The sequence below is a fragment of the Thiocystis violacea genome, from assembly GCF_016583575.1.
Lineage (GTDB): Bacteria > Pseudomonadota > Gammaproteobacteria > Chromatiales > Chromatiaceae > Thiocystis > Thiocystis violacea.
The window spans coordinates 1-20,719 of the sequence record NZ_NRRG01000066.1 but is presented as its reverse complement, the minus strand read 5'-3'; the positions used below and the strand labels follow the sequence as shown (position 1 = coordinate 20,719).

Below are 20,719 nucleotides of genomic sequence, written 5' to 3'. Positions count from 1 at the left end.
CAGTCCAGGTGAGTGGCGAGCAGGGTTCGGAGCCGTTTGACGGTACGGATTTCAGACATCAGGACATTGGGGGCAGAATCTCATGGCGATGTCATTATAATCAATATCTTAATGTGAAATGCACTGTACTGAGGGCGCGCTTATCGAGCGTTGGTACGGTGCGAATGAACATGAAGGTGTTGGACAAATGTCGCTCTCAGAGTTGGGACGAAAAGGGGCGGACGTTCGCCATGCTGGAAATCGAGAAAGGAGTGAAGCAATTATCGCTTGGTTTAAAGAAAACGCATCGAATTTCAAGAGTCTAGATGCCGCCGCAGAGGCGGCCACAAAAGATATAAGCGTTTCGTTCCGTACCGCAAGAAAGCATATTGGCAAAGCAGCGAAAAGCCACCCTCTACCGGCAAAGCGTAAGCCGTGCAAGTAAAATGTAACCTTTTCCGGAACGCCGAGAGCCTTACCGGCTAACGGGCTTCTCACGCGACGGTTGATGAAAATAATAGCGAGCCATGCCGGTATCTTCCGGCGAACGCCGACAGGCAACGAGCATGGCCGCAACCGTCCAACCCGCGCTGACCATCATCCGGCGCAAGCAAGTCGAGGCCCGAACCGGGCTTTCGCGCTCCACTCTTTACGCCAAGATGCGGCGCGATCCCAAGCGACCGCGCGACTTCGACCCGACATTTCCGACGCCCATCCCACTAGGCGCGAAGGCCGTCGGCTGGATCGAATCCGAGATAGACGCCTGGCTGACCGCGCAGGTTGAGAAGGGCCGGAAGGCGCAGGGAGGCGTCAGATGAGACACCAGAAGCGGGCGCAACGCTGGTCCAAAAACAAAAACGCCGCCCCGGGGGCGATCCGGGGCGGCGTTGCAATCGATCTTGATTCAGGCGTATCGTTAAAAACAGATGGTGCTGAAAAGCGCCGTCACCGGGGACGCCAATCCCCGGCATAAAGTCCGACGTTACCGGACACCGACGCGAATCGAAGTATACCCCAAGCCTGGGTCCGTGCGCCTGCACCGGCCCTGATTCGCGCCAGTCTGCCCGCTACGTCGGTTTCCAACCCTTTTTGGAGACTGACCGCATGAAAACCTCACGCACCGCTTTTTACGCTATCCCCGTTGCCGGCCCGGCCGCCCATGTGTTCGATGTTCGCGCCGGAACTCCGGTTCATGTCGCGCTGGAACTTGCGAGCAGCATGTTGTGGACGGCCCTGCAAACACTCACGGATGTCGGCGGCGACTTGGGCCTGCATCCAGAATCCTGCCGGCTTTATGCCGCGATCTACACCCTCGAACAGGTCCATGGGCTGGTTGACGCCAGCGTGCCCGCTGCGCTGGGTTGCGGAGGCGACAACCCGCGCCGGATGATCCTGGAACTGTCCGAGCACGAGGCCGTGCAACTGGCTCGCATTGCCGAGGCGGAAGGGCGCGATCTCTCGGCAACGGCAACTTCCCTGCTGGCAGGTGCGCTGCGGCGTCATGCCGTGGCGGTTTCGGGAGGTAATGAATAATGACCAGCCCCCGAGCTACGGGGGCCTCGGCCCCCTCGCTCCGTCTCATTCGGGGCACCGCAACGCTGGCGCCGGATCAAGGCCCCGGCTGGCGTAAAGCGCGCGGGTTGCTGACTGTCCGGGATAAAGTCCGGCGGTATTTGGCCGTCCGCTCGCCGCGCGGCGCGTACAGGATCCCTCTGCCGGAGGATCTTATCCGGTGCGGTCGGGAGGCGCGGACATGACGACGACTCAATCAGCGGCTCCGCTGTCCGACCGCTCGTTTCAATGTCTCCCGGCCGCGATGCGCGCGGCCAAACGCTGGTTGCTTTGGAAGAGCGTGGCCAATCGTGACCCATCGAAGAAACCGCGAAAAATTCCGCACTATGCGGACGGACAGCCCCGCCAAGGCGCGCTTGATACGCCGGCGGATTGGGCGCGCCTCGTCACCTTCTCGGAGGCCGAGAAGGTCTTGCGCGGCGGGAACTTCACGGGCTTGGGCTTCGCGCTGGGACCGGACGGGCTCGGGCAGTTTTGGCAGGGGATCGACCTGGATGGAATCGATGCCCGCCCCGAACTGGCGGCGCTGGCCGAGACGCTGCCGGGCTATGTCGAAACCTCGCCGTCCGGCAAGGGCGCGCATGCCATCGGGCGGGGCGCGTCCTTCGCGTCGCTTGGCTCCAACACCAGCGGGATAGAGGCATACGCGGCGGGGAGGTATTTCACCGTCACGGGGGAGGCGATCCGAGGCGAGCTTGAAGACCTCGCGGGGTTCGTCACCGGCACACTGGCCCCACGGCATGGCAAGCCCGTGACCCGCGCACTAGGCGGGGCCGCGCCCCCGCTCGCGGGTGATTCGTTCTTCGCCAAGGTCAACACCAAGGCCATGGCACGGCTGGTGGACTGGGTGCCGCATCTCTTCCCGAAGGCGCGGGCTTACCACGATGGGTTCCGAATCGAATCCGCCGAGCTTGGACGCGACCTTGAGGAGGCGATTTCGATCCTCCCGGCCGGCATCAGGGACTTTGGAGAGGAACGAGGAAAGTCGCCCATCGATCTTGTGGTCGAGTGGGGGACGGCCGCGACCGCGAGCGAGGCGGCGCGGTGGCTGTGCGCGCGGATGGGGATCGACCCGACAACGCAAGGCTGGATCGAGCGGGGCGCGCGGCCCTCACTCGTCCAGGGAGAGGCATCCGGCCCGAATCGCGGGGCTGGCGATGGGGCTCCACGCTCCGGCAAGGCTCGCCCCGAGACGGCGGCGGATCTCCCAGGATGGGCGGAACCGCCTCCCGGGTGGGCGGGCACGGCGACCGCGCGCCACGAGCAGACGAGCCGCGCGGAAACGCCGCCCACGCTCGGCGAGGACAGCTACCCCTGGCCCGATCCCATTGACATCGCCAGCGCCGCCGAGGCTGCGCCCTATCCGCTGCATGCCTTCCCCGAAGTGGCGCGCCTCCCGATCCAGGAGAGCGCCCTTTATAACCGCGTCCCCCTGGCCATGCCGGCGTGCTCCGCGCTCTTTCAGATGGCATTGGCCACGCAAGGTTTGGCCAATGTGGCGCGCGATAGCCGACTCGTCAGCCCCCTGTCGCTGTATCTGATGTACTTCGCAGGGAGCGGCGGACGGAAGACCTGTACCGATCGGGACTTTGGGGGCGCGCATAAGGCGTGGGTGCGCAAGGAAAGGGAAAAGCGCATCGATGACTACCGCCGCTCACTGGCGATGGTCGGGGATTATCAGGAGGACTTGCGGGGGGTAAAGGACGCCCTCAAGAAGCTGGCGCCGAAGAACGACGAGAAATCACAGGCCGAGAAGGCGCGCCTTCGTGATCGCCTGATCGATCTGCAACAGAACCCGCTCTTTGTCATCCCGATGCCCGGTGACCTGCACGAGGAGTTCAACTCCGCGTCTCTGTCGGACGCGATCGCTGAAGGCTGGCCCAGCACGGGTACGGCCAGTGATGAGGCGGCAATCGTGCTCGGCGGTCAGGGGTTTTCGAAGGATAACGCAACCGGCATGCTGGCGCTGCTGAACCGGCTGTGGGGTGCGGACGATTATATTCAGACGCGAAAATCAGTCCGCGCCGCCCATGTGCGGGGGCGGCGATTCAGCACCAAACTCATGATGCAGCCGGATCTGCTCAGCACCTTGATCGATCGCGGCGCGCGCCAAATCGGTTATCTCGCGCGCTTCTTAATCGCCTCGCCGCCCTCGACGAATGGCACCCGCTGGTACATACCACCCCCCGACCCGTGGCCCGCGATGATCGCCTTCGAGCAATCGGTGACCGCCCTCCTGGATCAGGAACTCCCGATCGACAAAGACGGCGAGGATCGCGGGGCGAAGATGATCCTGGCGCCCCCCGTGATGAACCTGTCACCCGAGGCCAAGCAGTTGTGGATCGACTTCCACGACGCCGTTGAACAAGAACTCTGTCAATTCGGAGAGTTCGCCTCCGTGGCTGATGTCGCCAGCAAATCAGCGGAAAACGCCGCGCGGATTGCCGCCGTGTTCAGCGTGTTCGATCGCGGGCGCGTCGATCGGCTGGTTGAGGCGTCTTACATGGCGGGCGGGATCGCCGTGGCTGGCTGGCATTTGCACGAAGCCAAACGCCTTTTCCTGGATGCGGACGCCCCGCCCGAGGCGCAGGACGCGCGGGAACTCTCCACCTGGCTCTGTGGGAAGGCGCGGGAACTGGCGAGCCGTGACGGCGAACCGCTCATCGATCAGGCGGGGTGTATCGCGTTGGGCGACATCACTCACAAGGGACCGAACCGCGTCAGGGATACCACGCGCCGTGATGACGCCATTGATCGCTTGGTGGAAGCCTTTCACGTCCGCCGCCTTGATGTGAAACGGCGAAAACTAATCCAGTTGAACCCGAAGCTCGCGGGACGACTGTATTAACGAAAACAATGCTTTCTTTGCAGTCCATAAACTACCGCAACTTACCGCAACTGTGGTTGCGGTAGTTCGTGGGCTGCGAAGCCAGACAGATCAACGATGCGTCGGAACTACCGCAATTACCGCAATTACCGCAATTACCCCACAAGAGTTTTTAAGAACTTCTTTTTTTTATCCAGGAGGGGGGTTTGAGCAGTGTTCTTGATCGATTTATCCAACCCGCGCCCGCTGCGGTAGTTGCGGTAGTTGCGGTAGATGAAGGGGTATCCCTCGAAACGTGTGCCGCGTCCGAACCGGGCGAAACCTCCCGGCTGTGGTGGATCCAGCACCCGGAGCCCGAGGGCTGGCTGTCGCATGCCTTCGCGCCACCCGCCAGCCGGGCGGACCTCGCGCGTTGGTATCCCGGTCAGGCGGTCAGGGCCGAGCCGGAGCCTGACCCGGTATCAGGCGCGGCTGCTCCTTCTCTCTCTCCCCTGGATGAGAATGGCCCCGCGCCACCTCAAGCCGCCCGTGCCAGCGATCCCCTTCCTGTGTCCTGCGATGGCTGTCAGCACTTCACGCCGAGCACGACGAGCCCCACGGCGGGGCTTGGGCGCTGCCGGATCGAGGCGCCCGCCAGCCTGATTCCCCCCGCGCTGTGGCCATCGGCTGAACATCGGTGCCGGGATTGGCGGGCGCTCCGTGCGTAAGCGGTCGGATCGCGCGCGCAAGTGCCGCAATGTGCCGCAAGTGGGTTGCGGCACTTGTGGCGATATGGTGGCCTATTAAATCAATGGCTTGCGCGAAGTGCCGCAACTTTCGCAAATGCCGCAGGGGTTTGGGTGTTTCTACAGGGAGAGACACGATAGGGCCGCGCGGGTGGCGGTGGGTCCGTGTCAGGTCTGGTTAGGAGGTCAGGGACACGATAGGCGCGCGCGGGATGCGGATTCGGAGTCCTAAAAAATCCCATGAGCAAGTGGACACGACGGGGCGCGCGGGATGCGGGAGGAAAAAGGCGGTGGGAAAAAGTGGCGAAAATACCAGGCATGGCGATTTCGTTAAGTTTTGTTAAGTAATCGCGCGGCTGGATGAGGAGGCCGAGGGACGCTGAACGCCTTGCTGCTAGTCGGTGTGGATCGGCTGGTACGGGGAGAGTGGCCAGCGGAGAAGAAGGTGCTCCAGGCACCGCGTTCAAGACCAGTGCGGATGCCGCCGAAGCGGGGGCGCGTGCTGGCGCGGTACCCAGAGCAATGCCGACGAGGCAGGAGAAAACCCTGTGGTGTCTGGTCAATTCCAGCACGGAAACGACGCTTCCGTGATCTCTCCGTCTTCCGGCATCTTCAAGTGTAGCAGCCTATCAGCACGGCTCACCCGTTAGAGGAACCGGAGCCTTGACCGCCTTCAACCCGAGACCCGCCCGCGTGGCGGGTTTTTTGTGCGCGACGAGAATTGACCTCTGCCGATGGCCACCGGGAAACCGATTTGATGCTGATCGCCCCCTGGATAGATTCCTCAACCGGAGATGGTCCAGGACACCGGATTTCATCCCCTATCGCCCCCGCTTCGCTGATCGTCAGAAAAGTATACGTTCCCTGACATCCGCGCCAACCCGCGAAACCCTGTAAATAAGCCGTCAGAAAAGGTTGTATTCGGATTGATTGACAGATTTCAGGAAAGCTCTACAATCTTTCATGACAGAAACAACAATCTTACGGGGGCGGGCATGAGCGGCAAAACTATCGGGTATGTACGGGTATCAAGCGGGGATCAGACCACGGCGCGTCAGCTTGAAGGAATCACCCTTGATCGGGTGTTCGAGGACAAGGTGAGCGGCGCCAAGACGGACAATCGGCCGGCGCTCCGGCAATGCCTAGACTATCTGCGCGACGGGGATACGCTGCATGTTCACAGTATCGATCGGCTTGCGCGTAACCTGTTCGACCTGCAAAAGCTGGTGGAGGACTTGACCGCGGGGGGTGTGGCGGTGCGCTTCCACAAGGAAAACCTGACCTTTACGAATGACAGCACGGACCCGATGCAGACCTTGATGTTTCAGATGATGGGGGCCTTTGCGCAGTTCGAGCGGGCCTTGATCCGGTCTCGCCAGCGTGAGGGGATTGAAGCGGCGCGCGCGGCGGGCAAGCATCTTGGGCGCCGTGCCTCTATGACGGCCGAACAGCTCGCGGAGGCTCGGTCACGCCGAGACGCGGGCGAATCCGTGGCGAGTCTGGCCAAGGCGTATGGGGTCAGTCGCCAAACTCTGTATGTGAATCTCGGAGGGCAGACATGAGCGTTCAGGATCGCTTTAAGGCGGATTTCCCCAGCATGGACGCGGGCGACATTCGCCAAGTCGAGGCGACGCTAGGCGAGGCATTGAAGGACCGCCCGAGGGCGGATGTCTTCATGCTGACCGAAGACCCAAGCGGCTTCGTGGTGCGGCACAAAGATGGATCGGTCTTTGTGCCTGTCCCCGCGCCAGAGCGGGAAGAAGTGTATTTTCGTTGACTTTTGTTTACTGGGGTTGCCTGTCCCCGAGCCAGGGCGGGAAGAAGCCTCCTGACGGCCACCCAGGCGCCACGGCCAGCCCCGGGCGAGGCGTCGGACCCCCTGGATCGATCATCCCAGCGCCGGGAATGTTCGCCGCGAAGGTTCACAAGGATCCTCCCCCGTTGATCTAGCAGGGTGATAGCTGATAGCTAGATGCTATACAGGTAGCTAGAAATTGATAAAATGCTTTTAGATCAATGGAAAACAGGGGGCGAGACGATGACTGAACAGATTGCTATCAGAGTTCCAGACGGAACGAAGGCCAAGATCCGAGCATTGAGCCAATCAGACGAGACGATGACCGCAACGCTTCTTAGGGCGCTTGGGGGCTTGGCAGATTCAGGGGAATCGCCCATTTCCGCGACGAACAACCCGGATCTACGGGAGCAAATCGCCGCCCTGACGGGGCGCGTGGCCGTGCTGGAAAAAATGCCCTCGCCTATCGGGCAGAAGACGGCATTCATGCAAAAAGATGAGTCCGCCGAATATCCCCCTGCCGTCCGAATGATGGCGCTGTGGCTCAAGAGTCAGCGGAAAAGCAATGCCGAGATCCGATCCGCGATTTACGAGGCTTGCGGACGGGCGCCCTCCCTGAAGCACATATCTACGGCTTTGCGGCGGTGGCAGTGATGACGTAATCGTCGAAGCCGGGGAGATCACCAAGAGGGGGCAACCCCGAGTGCCCATATTTGTGCCCATGATCGATTTTGTATTTTCACAAACTCAGCATTGACAGTGGCTTATGCTGCCTTGCTAGATTCTGTATCAACCCTTCGGGGGCGTTCCGCACCCTTCCACAAGATCCGCATAAACTATTCTGAGTCATCCGGCCTTTCAGGGTTCGTTCTGGGTCAATCCTCGCCATCCGAGTCTGGGGCGCGATCCAGGAAGTAGAGGACGATGACAAGGATCAGGCTCGCCGCCGCCATCAGTTGCGGCGCGAACAACCAGAACACCAGCGGGACCGCGAGATAGTAGGCGCGCATCCCGACGCTGAAGAAGGCGCCGGCTCGGTTGAGATGACGGGCGACCCGCTCCGGATCGATGACCGCCGGTCGACGCTCGCGCGGGAGCGAAATCTGGAAACCCAGGTGGTTGTAGAGCCGGATCGACAGGGTGAAGCTGAAGAAGGCCACCAGCAGATCGACCAGCAGTACCAGCAGTTTCAACTCCCAAAGAATCGGGTGACGCGAGCCAAGCGGGTTCGAGGCGTGCCAGCTTTCGGCGATCCGATCGGCCTGTCCGCTCAGGGTCAGGACGCCCATGACGAGGACGACCGAGGTCGAGGCCAGGAAGGTGGCCGTCATGGTGGAGTTGCGAAGGGTCTGGACCCCCAGGATGCCTAGACTGGGGTCGGCCATGATGACCTGGACCCAGGCCCGTCGAGCCGAGCGGTTGACGCCCTGAAGCGTGCTGAGCGGCTCGCGTCGTTCGCGGATGGCCAGATAGAGATGGTAGGCGGCGAGCAGTGCCACGCCGACGCCCACCCAGAGAAAGTCGTTGCCGTATTCGGTCCACCAGTCGGGCATGGTTGGCTCTCCGATCGCTCCGTTCAATGCTGGCAACGCGGACAGTAGAAGCTGGATCGTTGGCCGATCCGACGCTGGCGGATCGGCGTGCCGCAGACCTGGCAGGGTTCGCCTTCCCGACCGTACACCCTAAGCGACTGGGCAAAATAACCGGGTTGTCCATCCTCGCGCACGAAGTCTCGCAAGGTCGTGCCGCCCTGCTCGATGGCCGCGTTCAGGACCGAGCGGATCACCTCGGCCAGCCGGCGGTAACGATCCAGACCGATCCGCCCGCAGGCGCGTTCCGGATGGATGCCGGCCAGGAAGAGCGATTCGTTGGCATAGATGTTCCCGACACCGACCACCACCGCCGCGTCCATGATGAATGGCTTGACCGCGATCCGTCGTGATCGGCTCAGGTCATGCAGACGCTCGCCATCGAAATCCGCCCCCAGGGGTTCGGGACCCAGGTCGCGCAACAGTGGATGTTCGGCTATCGCCACCAGGGGCGATTGGGGAATCCAGAGAAAGAGGCCGAAACGGCGCGGGTCATGAAAACGCAGACAGCGTCGGTCCGATAGGATCAGATCCAGGTGATCGTGGCGCTTGAGCGGGCTGTCGACCGGCACCACCCGCAAACTCCCGGACATGCCCAGATGGATCAGGAGCGTGCCGCGTTCAAGCTCGATCAGCAGATATTTGCTCCGCCTGCTCAGTGAGCGGATCGCCTGTCCGTCGACCCGTTCGGCCATGTCCGCCGGGACCGGCCAGCGAAGCCGCGCCTCGCGCACCAGCAGTCGATCGATGCTTTGTCCCTCCAGATGCGGTCGAATTCCACGCAGGCTGGTTTCGACCTCGGGAAGCTCGGGCATGGTGGATTCAGCGTGTCCCGTCCGGGGCATTGGGCGCCGGATACATGGCGGGGTCGGGCGCGAAGGGATCCTGCCCGAAGCCTTGAGGCGGCATCTTCTCCGGCTCGCCACGCAACCTGTTTCGGGGTCTGGCGACCTCTGGCTCCAACCGCCCATCCGGGGTCAGCCGCACCACGGGCGGCGCGCTGACGGGGGCGTCACTGGGGACGAGGCTGTCCGGATCCACTTCGGGCGGGTCGGATCCGTCGGACCCCGTCGGGGGTGCGAACGGATCCACCATGTCCGACTGGATCGGAGGCTCTGACGGATCCGCGACAGGCGTTGCTGGGAGCGTCGGATCCGGCGTCATCATCGCGGCATCGAGATCCGGTAAGGGCGGCTCGGCCGGCGTGGGGTCGATCGCGTCTGGATCTTCCACCATCTCGGGCGCCTTCGTCAGCACATAGAGAAGCCGCTGGTCCAGGCGCGCCCAGCGGCGTCGATCCTCCGAGACCAGGAAGCGCTGGCTGGTCCCATCGGCGACCTTGAGTTCGACGGCCGAGCCGGTCATGTCCTCGGACAGGATCTCGACCCGCTCCGCTCGTATCGCCTCCAGCGCGGCCAGGGTCTCGGGGGCGAGCGGCGTCCCGTCCAGGCGCCCGAACACCGGGCTGAATCCGCGTGGTAGCAGGTCAGGCGACACATAGCGGATCGGCGGGGCGATCAACAGATGATGGAATCGATCATCGATCAGATGCACCAGGTCATTGATAACGACATAACGCGATTGTCCGATCGGATCGATTCCGCCGAAGCCAAGTTCACGCGCGTCCAGCCGTAACCGGAGCCGGACCGGAGCCAGATCGAGCTGATCCAGGGCCGCGCTCTCTCGCGGAAAACTGCGGTGAACGGGGGCCTCCAGAATCCCAAGCAATTGACCGACCAGTTCGGCATCGGCGTCCACCCGCATCGGGGTCTCCATCCGCCAGCCCGTCAGATTCTGGATCAGGGTGATGGTGGGCTCGCCCTCGCGGGCGATCTCGATGCGATAGAGATCGGAGGCGAGGATCTCGGTCAGCCTGGGAATCTCCCGGGCCTTGGTCAGCTCGCCGCGAATCATGCCCGACAGGCCGATCAGCAGCAGCAAGAGGATGAGATTGATCAGCCAACGACGTCTCATCGCTCCCTCCAGCGATACCAACGCACCGCCAGTCCGCCAATCAGGAAAATCGCCGGAAATAGCACCAGGGATCCCACGCCGAGTAGTGTCCGACGGCTGGTATCCAGTTCCAGCGCCTCGGCGGCGGATGGCAAGGGCGGCAGTTCCAGTAACTCCCCGCCGGTGTTCAGCCAGCGCAGCATCTGTAAGCCGAGCTGGCGGTTGCCATGCTGTCCAAGATGGGCGTTGCCGAGAAAATCCCCATCGCCCACGATCAGCACCCGCTGCTCGTGCTCCGAGTCGGGGAGGGTTCGGGTCAGAGCCAGGGCGACCGGCAGGGGGCCGGCCAACTCACCGACCACCTCGTCACGGTCGATCCGACCCTCGATCGCGCCCGTTTCGTTCCAGCTTTGCGGACCTGTCGTCAGATAGGTCGATAGGGTCCAACCGGGCGCGATCTGGGTGTCGAAGGCGAGGCTCCCGGTCAGCATGGCGGGTTCGGACAGGCCCCGCGTCAGCGGATGGTCCGGATACTCCGCGATCACCGCCGCGGCGGGACTCGTCAGGCCGAGCTTGGACGCGGCGGCGTCCACGACAACGCCGGGCAACAGGGTCAAACCCAGATATTCCAGCAAGGGCTCGAGCCCGTTCAAGGGTTCCGGATCCAGCAGCCAGAGCAGATTTCCGCCCCGATCGAGAAACCGCGTCAACCCCTCGGCCTCGCCTGGAAAGAGTGAAAGCTTGGGATGGGGGAGGACCACCAGGCGCGCATTGTCTGGAATCTCTTTGATCGACGCGAGATCCAGTGGTCGCAGCAGAAAGCCCTGGTCGCTCAGTTCCATTCCAAGGCGTCCCAGGTCGGCGTCGCGCTCGCCGGCGATGGCGCGCTCGCCGTGCCCCTCGATCACCGCGAGCCAGGGCGTCCGGGTCTCGGTCAGCCGGGCGATGGCGGCCGAGATGGCCCGCTCGCCGATTTCCCTCAGGGTCTCGCGCCGTCCCCGGTATTCCAGCAGGATCTGACCATGCAGGGAGACATCCGCGTCGCGCGCCTGCTCGGGGAAGCGTCGTGGATCCAGATAGGTGATTTCCAGGTCCGGTCGTTCATGGCCGTAACGATCGATGAGTTGCCCGATCGCCCTCGCCAGTGGGGTTTGAGGGTCCGCGAAGACGGTGACCCGCAGTGGCGCCTCCAGCCGCTCCAGAATCGCGCGACTCTCCGGGGACAGGAGATTGCTGGCCGAGGCGGTCCAATCCCAATAGCGGTCGTTCCGGGCGATCAGCCATCCGGAGGTGATCACCACGCCCAGCAGCAAGAGCACGAAGAGCGTGTCGGCGAACGGACGCTCGATCCGGCGCGCCACTTCCCGGAGGTGAGTGAGGAATCGATTCATTGCAGACGACGATTGGCGAGCCGGCGATGGGTCAGCGCCAGAAAGAAGCCCGTGAAGAGGATGAAATAGGCCAGATCGCCCAGCCGCACGGCCCCCAGCAAAAACCAGAACAGGTGCTCGTTCCAGGACATCCAGCCGAACAGCGAGAGCGATTGGGTCGAGAGCGCGTCGGCGCGTCCGACGATGGAGAAGAACAGCAGGAGCCCGAAGGCGACCAGGACGGCGGCTCCAGGCTGAGCGGTCAGGCTGGAGGCATGGAGTCCGATCGCGCCGAACATCAGGGCCGCGAGCCAGAGGCCGAGGGTAGCCGCCGCCACCTGACCGCCGTCGATCTCGGTCGCGCCGGCGAGCAGCAGGATGTTGGCCGCCGGAAGCAGGCACAGCGGCGTGAGCAAGACCATGAGGCCGACGAACTTACCCACCAGGATCTGTCCCAGGCGGACCGGAGCGGCATCGAGCAGGTCGAAGCTGCCGTCGCGGAACTCGCCGCTCAGCATCCGCATTGCCAGCAGCGGTGCCGCCAGCATGGCGATGACGGCGGCGAATCCGAACAGATTCATGGTCATTTCCTGGGTGAGCGAGGCGACCCGCTCCTCCGCGCCGAGACCGCTGAAGTCCTCGATCACCTGAAGGAAAATCCAGGCCAGCACCACCTGGCCTACCCCGAGCAAGACCCAGGGAAGCGGCGTGACCAGCCCGCTGCGAACCTCCCGGCTGGCGATGACCGCGATCATGTCAGCTCCTCCGCCCCGATCAGATCGAAGAAGACCCGTTCCAGGTCGCTGCGCTCGGGGGTCAGTTCGAGCAGACCAAGGTCCGCCTCCACGATGGCGCGCGCCAGATCGGCCGAGGTTCCCTCGCGGTCGAGGTCGATCCGGAATCCGCCCGTCCCGATCGCGACGGCGCCGACGACATGGGGCAGGTCGGTCAGACGCTCGGCATTCGTGCGTTCGCGCAGCTTCACGCGCCAGATGTTGGTGGGTGGTCCGTCGGCCATTCTGGCGTCCAACTGGATCCGCCCCTGATGCAGGATGACGACCCGGTCACAGACGGCCTGGACCTCGGGCAGCAGATGGCTGGACAGAATGATGCCCGCGTCATTGGCCAGATCCCGAATCAGACCGCGCAGCTCGCGCATCTGGAAGGGATCCAGCCCCTCGGTTGGTTCGTCGAGGATCAGCAGCCTGGGCTTGTGCAGAATCGCCTGGGCGATCCCGAGTCGTTGCCGGTAGCCCTTCGAGAGTTTCGCGATCAGCCGCCCGCCGCTGTCCTCCAATCCGCAACGTTCCCTGGCAACCTTCACCGCCTCGGCGATCCCGCCTCTCGGGATCCGGCGCAGACGCGCGCAGTAGGTCAGGTATTCGTCGACCAGCAGCTCGGGATACAGAGGCGGGCGTTCCGGCAGATAACCCAGATGACGCTTCGCCTCAAGCGGCTGGCGCCTCAGGTCGACACCCAGGATTTCGATCCGGCCGCTGGTGGGCGCGAGCATCCCGCCGAGCAGTCTCAGACAGGTGGTCTTGCCGGCGCCGTTGGGTCCGAGCAGACCCAAAACCTGCCCCGTCCCGAGACAGAGATCGACGTGGGACAGAACCTGATGGCGTCCGAAGGAACGGCTGAGATCGGTGACGCGAACGAGTGTATCCATTGGCACGCGAAGATAACCGGTCGGGACCCTCTTGCCAAACGGCATGCGCACCGAGCGAACGCCGGCCTTGGCGTTTGCTCGGGGTTCGGGTACCGGCTCGATCCGATTACGCCATCCGTGGCTTGCCGATGCCGGTCCAGCGGAAAGGTTTGGCGCGGGTCTGGTTGAAGAACGCAACGAACTCGAGGCCCCGGTGCTTGAAAGCCAGGGATGGATGAAAACTGGGTAGTGCTCCAATCCGTGGATGGGCAGAGCGAGAGCGATGCCCATCCTCCACGCGCCGATCCTCTCGATTGGAGCGCCACCCCTAAAACGTGATGACGGTCAAATGATGAGGCGGTTTGTCCGGGACGCAAGCGGCATAATGGACACACCTCGGTCAAGGAGACAAGCGCGTGTATTGGTACCACGAAGGAGATGAGCCGGCGGTACTGGCGCATGAGGCCGACGGATGGCGTTGAACCTGCTCCCGCGGATGGCTGTGGCTGGCGGGTGTTCCCTGTTCAGGAGGCCGTCCGTGCCGCTTTCGACATTGATCCGTCCAGCGTCAAGAACAGGAGCCGATTCGATTGGCTGTTAGCGACCACGAGATTCGTCTGGCGGCCTTTGCCCGCTGCGCGCGGCTCATGCACGATTTCGGCGGAGCCGTTGCCTGGGAGGCGATTCAGGAGGGTTTCGAGTTCGACGGCGAGCGGGTTTATCTCGCCGGCAAGGCGCGCGGCATTCATCGACCGAGACAGATGAACCGGGGTGTCCTCAGTATCAAGACCACCAAACCCCGGAAAGGCCGCACCGCCCGCTATGATGACGCGCTTGTCGGCGATGGCTATTTTTCCTATGCGTTTCAGGGCGACGATCCCGGCAACCGCGACAACACCTGTCTGCGCGAGGCGTTCGAGGATCAGTCGCCCTTGATCTACTTCTACGCGCTGGTGCCGGGCCTCTATCAGATCCTCTACCCCGGCTATCTGATGGAATGGAATCCGCGCTGTCTGTTCTGTACCGTCGCGATCGGCAGCCAATTCGAGCTGGCCCAGCGCTCCGAAGTGCGCGAGATCGCCGGCCAGTATGAGTCGACGCAACCGTCCGAAGCGCGCGAGCCAACCCCGCCCATCGAACGCCGCTACAGCACCATCGAGGCGAAGGTCCGTCTGCATCAGGCCGAATTCCGCGAACTGGTCCTGTCTGCCTATGACCGGCGCTGTTCGGTATCCGGTTTGCCGGTCCCGGAACTGCTGCAAGCCGCCCACATCATCCCGGACCGCGACGAACGCGGACAGCCGGATATCACCAATGGCCTCTGTCTTTCGATCCTGCACCACACCGCTTACGACCGAAATCTGTTGGGCATCGACCCAGACGGGCGGATCGTCATCGCCGAGTCCGTCCTCGGGCAGCACGATGGGCCGACCTTGGAGGCGGGGATCAAGGGATTACACGGCCAGACCATACGCCTTCCTCGTCATGATGGGGATCGGCCGAATCGGGACTATCTGGCTGAACGGTTCGAGGGGTTTCGGCGGGTGGCGTGAGTGTATGGGAACCGTTCAGTCGGACATGAGCTGTCGGTACCGAAAGGACTGCGTGCGACCGGGGCACGCGGTGAGCGGTCAGATTGGCCTGGACCTTTGGTACCGAGAGAACCCCGGATAGCCAGCACCCAGGATCCGCATGCCGTTGTTATGCGTGTTGCCAAAAAGCGCTCTTGCCGTAGATCGCGTTATGGTATGGATGAACCCGCTGCTTGTGTGCCTCTGAGAGTACGCAATCCGTCATGGCCCAACATAGTATGAGATCAGGCTTGGTGCGTCCGGTTCGCCGGCCATCCGCTTTTGCGAAAAGCCTGCGAGTTCAGCTTCGGGTTCAACAAGATCCGAATCAATTAGCAAGAACTGCGTCTCTGCGCCGTTTCCAGCAGCCGCGAGCCGGTATATCTCTCGATACAGTGACTGCACCAATTCAGGGTTCTCGTCGTCGCTGATGTTCTTCGTTGGACTGTCAATGATCAAGATGTTTGGAACAGGCATTCCGCGTTCTCGGGCCACCTCGTGAACGGCTAATGCATAGCAAACATTGAACAGCGTTTTCTTGCCACCGCTGCCAGTTTCCCAGAAGCCCCACTTCTGTTCAGAATGGACGACGATGGGCTTCCAGTTGCGCGGGTCCAGCACCACGTCGTCTTCGTCTGAGACACCGGGGAAGCCCACGTCAAGCATGATCGCCTTGAACTTCTTTGCAATTGCACGGGCGTTCTCGTCAGCAAAGCGAAATCGATGTCGCTCGTCCTCGATCATCGAGCGCAGCTGATCGATACGTCCCTGCGATGCGCCTGCCTTTTCCTCCAGTTCATTGATCGCCCGAGGCATCTCCTGGAGTTGGGCAAGCGACCGAAGACGCTCCCCAAGTGTCGCAATCTCGCGGTCGGCCTCGCGAATGCTCTCAACAAATGCTGAGTCGTAGCGTCGCAGTCCGTCCGCTAGCTGGCGATCTAGCAGCCGCTTTGCGCTTTCGGCTCTCTGGAATTCTCGCTCGGACCGCTCCAGCGCTTGCTTCCTCCGGTTCATTGAGTCTGAGATCTGGTCAATGCGATCATTGAGTTCTCGCCGAACTGCCTCAGTGTCGAAGCCTGGACGAGCCTCTGTGGCTATCGAAGGAGTGCCACAAAGACGGCACTGTTCGACAGCAGACGGACGCTTCGATATGTCAGAGCCACACTGGGGGCAACGTGAGTAATCGACACTGTCGAGAACTCGACCCGCTTGTTCAGCCCGACCAGCCTTCACTTTCGCAGTAATCAGCTCGGCACGAAGTGCTTCTTGTTCGGCGAGCATGCTCTGAGATGCAATGATGGCTTCTCGTAAATCGGAGACAATTCGGCTCAGGTCGCGCAGCTTGCTCCTCAACTCGTCGGTTGGATGAATACTGGCCTCACGGTTTGTTTCGAGCGTCCGCTTCCGTTCTTCAGCAACTCGCAGTTCGCGTTCACGTGCCCCAATCTGGTCTGTGAGCTCCGACTCAGAGCCGAGATCGAACCGAGCCATAAAGCGACGGATCTGCACAACCGCTTCCCGGGCGCCGTGCTGACCCGCAATTGTACGGTAAAGGTCCGCCTGCAACTGACTCAAGCGCTCCGAATGCAAACCCGTGAAGAACCGCATCGCATCTTGGCTTTTCCGACCTCGGAATGGATCCTCTAGGCGAAAGAACGACGAATCCAAGTGAGTCTGGTCCAGATAGCAGTACCGCCAGATGTCTCGGAAGCTGAGCCTGATCATTGGAGAGTCTGGATCTCGACTCCGCTTGAGAACCTTGATGGGCTCTACGCTGCACAGATGGAACAAGAGATCGCTGAGGTTGTAGACCTCTGCATCCAGCAGCGGCATCTCACCTGCGGACAGTGGCGCATTGACTGACCCGAAATCGTCTTTTCCACGACTCCATGTGACGCGAACCGCGAGATTGTCTTCAGCCCCACGTTCAAGCGTGCACTCGTATTCACCGAGTCTCGCCCCAAGGACGGTCGAGACGAACGCCTGCTGAATCGCTGGCGTTCGCTCCAGGTCGCCGCCGAAGCAGAAGTCAATGAGGCGCGCGACGGTCGATTTACCCGTACCAACGGGACCGTACAGGAAGGTGACGGCCTCCGAGAAGCGAATATGCTCGGTCGTCTGCCGGGTTCTGACCACGAGATGAGTCAGCCGGATATTCATGTTGGGATTCTCTCATTAGACCGAAGCGACACGACTTCAGGGAAGGTTTCATAGATGAACCGCATCAGCACCGTTGCTTTTACGTCAAAGTGGCGCTTCAACAGGGCTGAACGCTTCGCGTAGTCCTGAAAGTCTGGAGTCGCGCTCAACTCCGACGCCAGTGTCCGCCCGCGTTCTGTGAGCGCAATCAAGACCTTGCGTCCCTCCACGCTCACCGTGACGAGCCCCTTGCCGATAAGGATATTGAGGAACTCGCGATACCGGTGATCCCAAGGCCCGAATCGATAGCGCACCATCTGGGACTCGACACTAAGTCGCTCATGATCCGCAAGCTGTACATCGCGCGTAGAGCGGCCCTTGGCGGCCAGGGCACGCTCGAGCATAACTGGGTAACGGAGAAGAAAATCGAGCTTGGCGAGCTTTGTGAGTCCCTCCAGTGTGTCTCGTTGCCCCATATCTGAGAAGGCTGCGATGAGCACAAGGAGACGAGCAGCGTGCAAATCCGGTTGATTGTCGAGCTCAGCAATCGTTTCGACCAGATCCATCACTGCGACTCCCATGGTCGGGCGTGGCTCCAGACGACTTTACACTGAGCGGTCAGCGAGAAGGCAATACCTTCAAGGTGATCGTCGGTGCAGTCATAGAGTTGATAGCTAGCTGTCCGTCTCTCGCGAAATCGGCGACGCAGCTCTTCCCTCATTGCTGGTCCGAAATCGTCGGTCTCGGTTTGGGTGGCGTCGAATGATCGTCCTGCGTCGCTCAACACGAGTGAGCAGACGTGGCCGTAGCGTTCGAGCCCCTTGTCATATCCGTACTTCTTGGTCCATGCGATTCCGAGGTAGTCGGCTTTGTCGCGCAAATCCTCCGCAGAGTTCCTCGACACCACCGAGAATCCCCCTGCATCCAGCTTCTTGTGTAGTAGCTCGGTACTCCCTTCTCCTGGCCCAATATAGCGAGCGGGATCGCCAGCCAAGGTGGCGGAGGAATCGCGGCCATGCTCAAGGATGCTTTGAACACGAGCGAGTGTCATGCGCTTACCGTCAATCCGTGCCGCCATATCAGAATTGTCATTGACGATTGCAATTACATACGCTGGGAGAAGCTGCTCATGACCCAGCGAAGAGGCCCTGCTGCATTCTTCAATCAATGCTTGGGCCGCTCGCCTCACCGCATCGTATGAGCAGTCGGTCGCCGGAGCCCAGCATTGGGCGATGGTATCAATTAGGCGAATGACTGCATCACGGAGCTTCGGTAGATCTGCTTTGGCTTCGGTTTTTGACATTGCGGCAAATGCAATCGCCTCCGTCACAGAGGCAGCCTCAACGACTTGCCTGAACCATGAGGCGACGGTCGGTTGGAGGTCCGCAACTGTCGCCGCATCCTTGATCGACTGTAGTACGTGGCGAATATCTTGTCCGTTGCGTTCCGAATGGAGCGGATGATTCGTCAAGAAGCAGAAACACCGAAACCTCCTTGGGTAGTCGGATTCCAGCTTAGCGAAACGGACGCATGCCGCGAGAACGTCTTCGTCCTTCGCCTTCCACAGCGGTTGGTCTCCACGACGTGTCTTTACCTGGTGCCCAGTGAATGATCCATCCTGGTGCTTGAGCAAAACATCCTCGTGGTGCTCGCAGAACACCTCCTCAACATCTTGCGTGTCGTCCATGAGCATGCAGCACACGACCGCCGCCCAAGTCCACTGAAAGCGATAACGATTGGCGGTTTCGTCGCCTGGGTCACCATGCGCGACCGTGTTCTCGGGGCCAAGTATTGGAGCATCCGCCATCTGTGGTCACCTCGCGACCGGTCCGCAATCGAGTTGAGTCATAGACTGGCGTCCTTGCAGCGCGTGCTAGGCTGACGTCAACCTAGCCCCCGATTGTCGGACGCTTCGTTCCCCGCAGTATCCAACAGCTTGTGGTCATAGTGGCGGGCATGGCGTCGGCTTCCAGATACAACTGTCCGCTTTCGCGGCTTGCTGTGCGTTTGGTTCGCCCGGGACCGCCGGCCACTTTTGAGACAGATCGGCCAGCCTGCGCCGAAGCGATAGGCCGGCAGTGCCTATTGCAGCGGTTATCATCAGTGTGCATGCGAAACGCCGGCCGCTATTCACCAACGGTCTGGCACCGAACATTGGTCAGGATACAGCGATACGCCGCTCGGGTCTTCCGAGCCGATCGCCCCCGATCCGGCCCGTCTGATTGTCGCGCTCAGGCAAATCGGCGACAGCCTCGAACAGGCGCTCTCCGACCTGATCGATAACGCCCTGAGCGCGGGTGCGGCTAATGTACTGATCCGTTTTCTATGGAGTGGCGAGCGCATCACCGGGGTGGCGGTGATCGACGACGGAGACGGCATGGATGCGGATCAACTGCGCAACGCCATGCGCTTCGGGTCGGCCGAGCGCGTCGATCATACCTCGCTCGGCAAATTCGGGCTGGGGCTCAAGCTGTCCTCGTTCAGCCATGCCCGCAAGCTGACCGTGGTGTCGCGGCGGGACGGCCTGACGGTCGGTCGGCGCTGGACGCTGGAGGGGATCCGACGTCACTGGGACTGTGACACCTTTGAGGGGCATCAGGCGGCGGCGCTGATCGATGCGCCCTGGTCGCCGATCGACCTGCGGGCGTCGGGAACCCTCGTGCTGTGGGACGACATCGACAAGCGGCCGGTCTCCAGCCGGGGGCTTCGCTACACCCTCAATGCACTCTACCGGCGGCTGGAACTGCATCTTGGACTGCATTTCCATCGCTTCATCCAGCACGGCGCCCTGAGCATTCGGATCGACTAGCAGGAACAGGGAGAACCAGAGCATCAGATCCGCGCCGCCGTGCCCGCGCTTGACCCCTTCGGTTACGCGGACGCACCCCTTGAAGGCTATCCGCGGACGTTCCGGATGCGCCTCGCCGGGGTTGGCGAGATCCCGCTCGACGGCCCTATCTGGCCGCCCAACAACGAGCAGGCTGAGTACCGGCTCGGCAACCGGGCGGCGGCGCGTCAGGGTTTCTATTTCTATCGCAACCACCGCCTGATCCAGGCCGGCGGCTGGAACGGGCTGATTCAGAACGAAGCCGAGCCGCACGGTTCGCTGGCGCGGGTGCGGATCGATCTGCCGCCATCCTTCGATGACAGTTTCAGTCTCAATGTGCAGAAATCATCGGTGATCGTGCCGCCGGGGTTCGTCGAAGCTGTTTTTGATGCCTCGGATGGCGACGGCGTTTCCTTCGATGCGTATCGTCAGGCCGCGCAACGGGTCTATCGGTCCAGGGAGGCGAAGGCGCTCAGGCGCCGGACACCGATCCCCGGCACTGGGCTTCCGGATTTCGTGGCGAGCCAGTTCGCGCCCGAATCGGAATCCCCCAGCGCAACCCAGCGGATCGATCTGCGCTGGGAGACCTTCGATCGCCAGGAGGTGTTCCGTGTGGATCGGGAGAACGGTCGTCTGCTGTTGAACCGGGAGTATCGGGACAGCCTTCTGGCCGGGCTGTCGCCCTCACGGGACGATGTGCCGATTTTCAAGGCCCTGCTGTTCT

Annotated in this window: 20 protein-coding genes; 10 read left to right on the top strand and 10 right to left on the bottom strand. The window is 61.9% G+C overall.

Annotated elements, in window-relative coordinates; genetic code table 11:
• From CKO27_RS24260 to CKO27_RS21035, 4 genes are all read left to right on the top strand, one after another.
• Nucleotides 1-305: hypothetical protein (locus CKO27_RS24260; protein WP_207281005.1), on the top strand; the 305-nt coding region annotated here is incomplete at its 5' end.
• A gap of 240 nt (nt 306-545) precedes the next feature.
• Nucleotides 546-797, top strand: coding sequence for a helix-turn-helix transcriptional regulator (locus CKO27_RS21045; protein ID WP_200376887.1), 252 nt, complete (start codon nt 546-548; stop codon nt 795-797).
• A 286-nt stretch (nt 798-1,083) separates the two neighbouring features.
• Nucleotides 1,084-1,512 (top strand): hypothetical protein, encoded by a 429-nt coding sequence (locus tag CKO27_RS21040; protein WP_200376886.1) that lies wholly within the window; start codon nt 1,084-1,086, stop codon nt 1,510-1,512.
• A gap of 220 nt (nt 1,513-1,732) precedes the next feature.
• A complete protein-coding gene (locus CKO27_RS21035) occupies nt 1,733-4,399 on the top strand; it encodes a DUF3987 domain-containing protein (protein WP_200376885.1) in 2,667 nt (888 codons plus the stop codon).
• A gap of 134 nt (nt 4,400-4,533) precedes the next feature.
• On the opposite strand, the gene CKO27_RS21030 is transcribed toward CKO27_RS21035, so the two are convergent.
• Nucleotides 4,534-4,752, bottom strand: coding sequence for a hypothetical protein (locus CKO27_RS21030; protein ID WP_200376884.1), 219 nt, complete (start codon nt 4,750-4,752; stop codon nt 4,534-4,536).
• A 1,346-nt stretch (nt 4,753-6,098) separates the two neighbouring features.
• Between CKO27_RS21030 and CKO27_RS21025 the strand changes: the two genes are divergently transcribed.
• From CKO27_RS21025 to CKO27_RS21015, 3 genes are all read left to right on the top strand, one after another.
• Complete coding sequence (locus tag CKO27_RS21025) at nt 6,099-6,665, top strand: recombinase family protein (protein WP_200376883.1); 567 nt, start codon at nt 6,099-6,101, stop codon at nt 6,663-6,665.
• Nucleotides 6,662-6,880, top strand: a complete 219-nt coding sequence (locus tag CKO27_RS21020) for a hypothetical protein (protein WP_200376882.1) — start codon at nt 6,662-6,664, stop codon at nt 6,878-6,880. Before CKO27_RS21025 ends, CKO27_RS21020 begins: the two co-directional genes overlap by 4 nt.
• A 225-nt stretch (nt 6,881-7,105) precedes the next feature.
• Entirely contained in the window at nt 7,106-7,552 is a 447-nt protein-coding gene (locus CKO27_RS21015) for a hypothetical protein (RefSeq protein WP_200376881.1), read from the top strand.
• 221 nt (nt 7,553-7,773) lie between these two features.
• Here CKO27_RS21015 and CKO27_RS21010 read toward each other — a convergent pair whose 3' ends face one another.
• Genes CKO27_RS21010 through CKO27_RS20985 form a run of 6 tightly spaced genes read right to left on the bottom strand, consistent with a single transcriptional unit; the run spans nt 7,774 to nt 13,479 of the window.
• Nucleotides 7,774-8,451 carry a DUF599 domain-containing protein gene (locus tag CKO27_RS21010; RefSeq protein ID WP_200376880.1) on the bottom strand — a complete coding sequence of 226 codons (678 nt, stop codon included), beginning with the start codon at nt 8,449-8,451 and terminating at the stop codon, nt 7,774-7,776.
• Nucleotides 8,452-8,474: 23 nt separating this feature from the next.
• Nucleotides 8,475-9,302 (bottom strand): bifunctional DNA-formamidopyrimidine glycosylase/DNA-(apurinic or apyrimidinic site) lyase, encoded by an 828-nt coding sequence (mutM, locus tag CKO27_RS21005; RefSeq protein WP_200376879.1) that lies wholly within the window; start codon nt 9,300-9,302, stop codon nt 8,475-8,477.
• A 7-nt stretch (nt 9,303-9,309) separates the two neighbouring features.
• Nucleotides 9,310-10,461 (bottom strand): hypothetical protein, encoded by a 1,152-nt coding sequence (locus CKO27_RS21000; RefSeq protein ID WP_200376878.1) that lies wholly within the window; start codon nt 10,459-10,461, stop codon nt 9,310-9,312.
• Complete coding sequence (locus tag CKO27_RS20995) at nt 10,458-11,831, bottom strand: GldG family protein (RefSeq protein ID WP_200376877.1); 1,374 nt, start codon at nt 11,829-11,831, stop codon at nt 10,458-10,460. The genes CKO27_RS21000 and CKO27_RS20995 overlap by 4 nt, the downstream gene beginning before the upstream one ends.
• Nucleotides 11,828-12,565, bottom strand: coding sequence for an ABC transporter permease (locus tag CKO27_RS20990; RefSeq protein WP_200376876.1), 738 nt, complete (start codon nt 12,563-12,565; stop codon nt 11,828-11,830). Before CKO27_RS20990 ends, CKO27_RS20995 begins: the two co-directional genes overlap by 4 nt.
• Complete coding sequence (locus tag CKO27_RS20985) at nt 12,562-13,479, bottom strand: ABC transporter ATP-binding protein (protein ID WP_200376875.1); 918 nt, start codon at nt 13,477-13,479, stop codon at nt 12,562-12,564. Before CKO27_RS20985 ends, CKO27_RS20990 begins: the two co-directional genes overlap by 4 nt.
• 569 nt (nt 13,480-14,048) lie before the next feature.
• On the opposite strand from CKO27_RS20985, the gene CKO27_RS20980 reads away from it, so the two are divergent.
• Nucleotides 14,049-15,011, top strand: coding sequence for an HNH endonuclease (locus CKO27_RS20980; RefSeq protein ID WP_200376874.1), 963 nt, complete (start codon nt 14,049-14,051; stop codon nt 15,009-15,011).
• Nucleotides 15,012-15,251: 240 nt separating this feature from the next.
• On the opposite strand, the gene CKO27_RS20975 is transcribed toward CKO27_RS20980, so the two are convergent.
• From CKO27_RS20975 to CKO27_RS20965, 3 genes are read right to left on the bottom strand one after another with little or no spacing between them, the layout of a single operon-like run.
• On the bottom strand, nt 15,252-17,189 hold the full coding sequence (locus CKO27_RS20975) for an ATP-binding protein (protein WP_200376873.1): 1,938 nt from the start codon (nt 17,187-17,189) through the stop codon (nt 15,252-15,254).
• Nucleotides 17,186-17,734 carry an ABC-three component system middle component 4 gene (locus CKO27_RS20970; protein WP_200376872.1) on the bottom strand — a complete coding sequence of 183 codons (549 nt, stop codon included), beginning with the start codon at nt 17,732-17,734 and terminating at the stop codon, nt 17,186-17,188. Before CKO27_RS20970 ends, CKO27_RS20975 begins: the two co-directional genes overlap by 4 nt.
• The gene (locus CKO27_RS20965; RefSeq protein WP_200376871.1) at nt 17,734-18,975 is read right to left on the bottom strand and encodes a DUF4297 domain-containing protein; all 1,242 of its coding nucleotides are present in this window, start codon (nt 18,973-18,975) and stop codon (nt 17,734-17,736) included. The genes CKO27_RS20970 and CKO27_RS20965 overlap by 1 nt, the downstream gene beginning before the upstream one ends.
• 321 nt (nt 18,976-19,296) lie before the next feature.
• Between CKO27_RS20965 and CKO27_RS20960 the strand changes: the two genes are divergently transcribed.
• Nucleotides 19,297-19,977, top strand: coding sequence for an ATP-binding protein (locus tag CKO27_RS20960; protein WP_200376888.1), 681 nt, complete (start codon nt 19,297-19,299; stop codon nt 19,975-19,977).
• Nucleotides 19,978-20,016: 39 nt separating this feature from the next.
• Nucleotides 20,017-20,719 (top strand): hypothetical protein (locus tag CKO27_RS20955; RefSeq protein WP_200376870.1); only part of this gene is annotated, 703 nt, incomplete at its 3' end.

Coding starts and splice junctions, on each gene's coding strand:
- CKO27_RS21045 (WP_200376887.1), top strand. CDS start 546: ATGGCCGCAACCGTCCAACCCGCGCTGACCATCATCCGGCGCAAGCAA.
- CKO27_RS21040 (WP_200376886.1), top strand. CDS start 1,084: ATGAAAACCTCACGCACCGCTTTTTACGCTATCCCCGTTGCCGGCCCG.
- CKO27_RS21035 (WP_200376885.1), top strand. CDS start 1,733: ATGACGACGACTCAATCAGCGGCTCCGCTGTCCGACCGCTCGTTTCAA.
- CKO27_RS21030 (WP_200376884.1), bottom strand. CDS start 4,752: ATGCGACAGCCAGCCCTCGGGCTCCGGGTGCTGGATCCACCACAGCCG.
- CKO27_RS21025 (WP_200376883.1), top strand. CDS start 6,099: ATGAGCGGCAAAACTATCGGGTATGTACGGGTATCAAGCGGGGATCAG.
- CKO27_RS21020 (WP_200376882.1), top strand. CDS start 6,662: ATGAGCGTTCAGGATCGCTTTAAGGCGGATTTCCCCAGCATGGACGCG.
- CKO27_RS21015 (WP_200376881.1), top strand. CDS start 7,106: ATGCTTTTAGATCAATGGAAAACAGGGGGCGAGACGATGACTGAACAG.
- CKO27_RS21010 (WP_200376880.1), bottom strand. CDS start 8,451: ATGCCCGACTGGTGGACCGAATACGGCAACGACTTTCTCTGGGTGGGC.
- mutM (WP_200376879.1), bottom strand. CDS start 9,302: ATGCCCGAGCTTCCCGAGGTCGAAACCAGCCTGCGTGGAATTCGACCG.
- CKO27_RS21000 (WP_200376878.1), bottom strand. CDS start 10,461: ATGAGACGTCGTTGGCTGATCAATCTCATCCTCTTGCTGCTGCTGATC.
- CKO27_RS20995 (WP_200376877.1), bottom strand. CDS start 11,831: ATGAATCGATTCCTCACTCACCTCCGGGAAGTGGCGCGCCGGATCGAG.
- CKO27_RS20990 (WP_200376876.1), bottom strand. CDS start 12,565: ATGATCGCGGTCATCGCCAGCCGGGAGGTTCGCAGCGGGCTGGTCACG.
- CKO27_RS20985 (WP_200376875.1), bottom strand. CDS start 13,479: ATGGATACACTCGTTCGCGTCACCGATCTCAGCCGTTCCTTCGGACGC.
- CKO27_RS20975 (WP_200376873.1), bottom strand. CDS start 17,189: ATGAATATCCGGCTGACTCATCTCGTGGTCAGAACCCGGCAGACGACC.
- CKO27_RS20970 (WP_200376872.1), bottom strand. CDS start 17,734: ATGGATCTGGTCGAAACGATTGCTGAGCTCGACAATCAACCGGATTTG.
- CKO27_RS20965 (WP_200376871.1), bottom strand. CDS start 18,975: ATGGCGGATGCTCCAATACTTGGCCCCGAGAACACGGTCGCGCATGGT.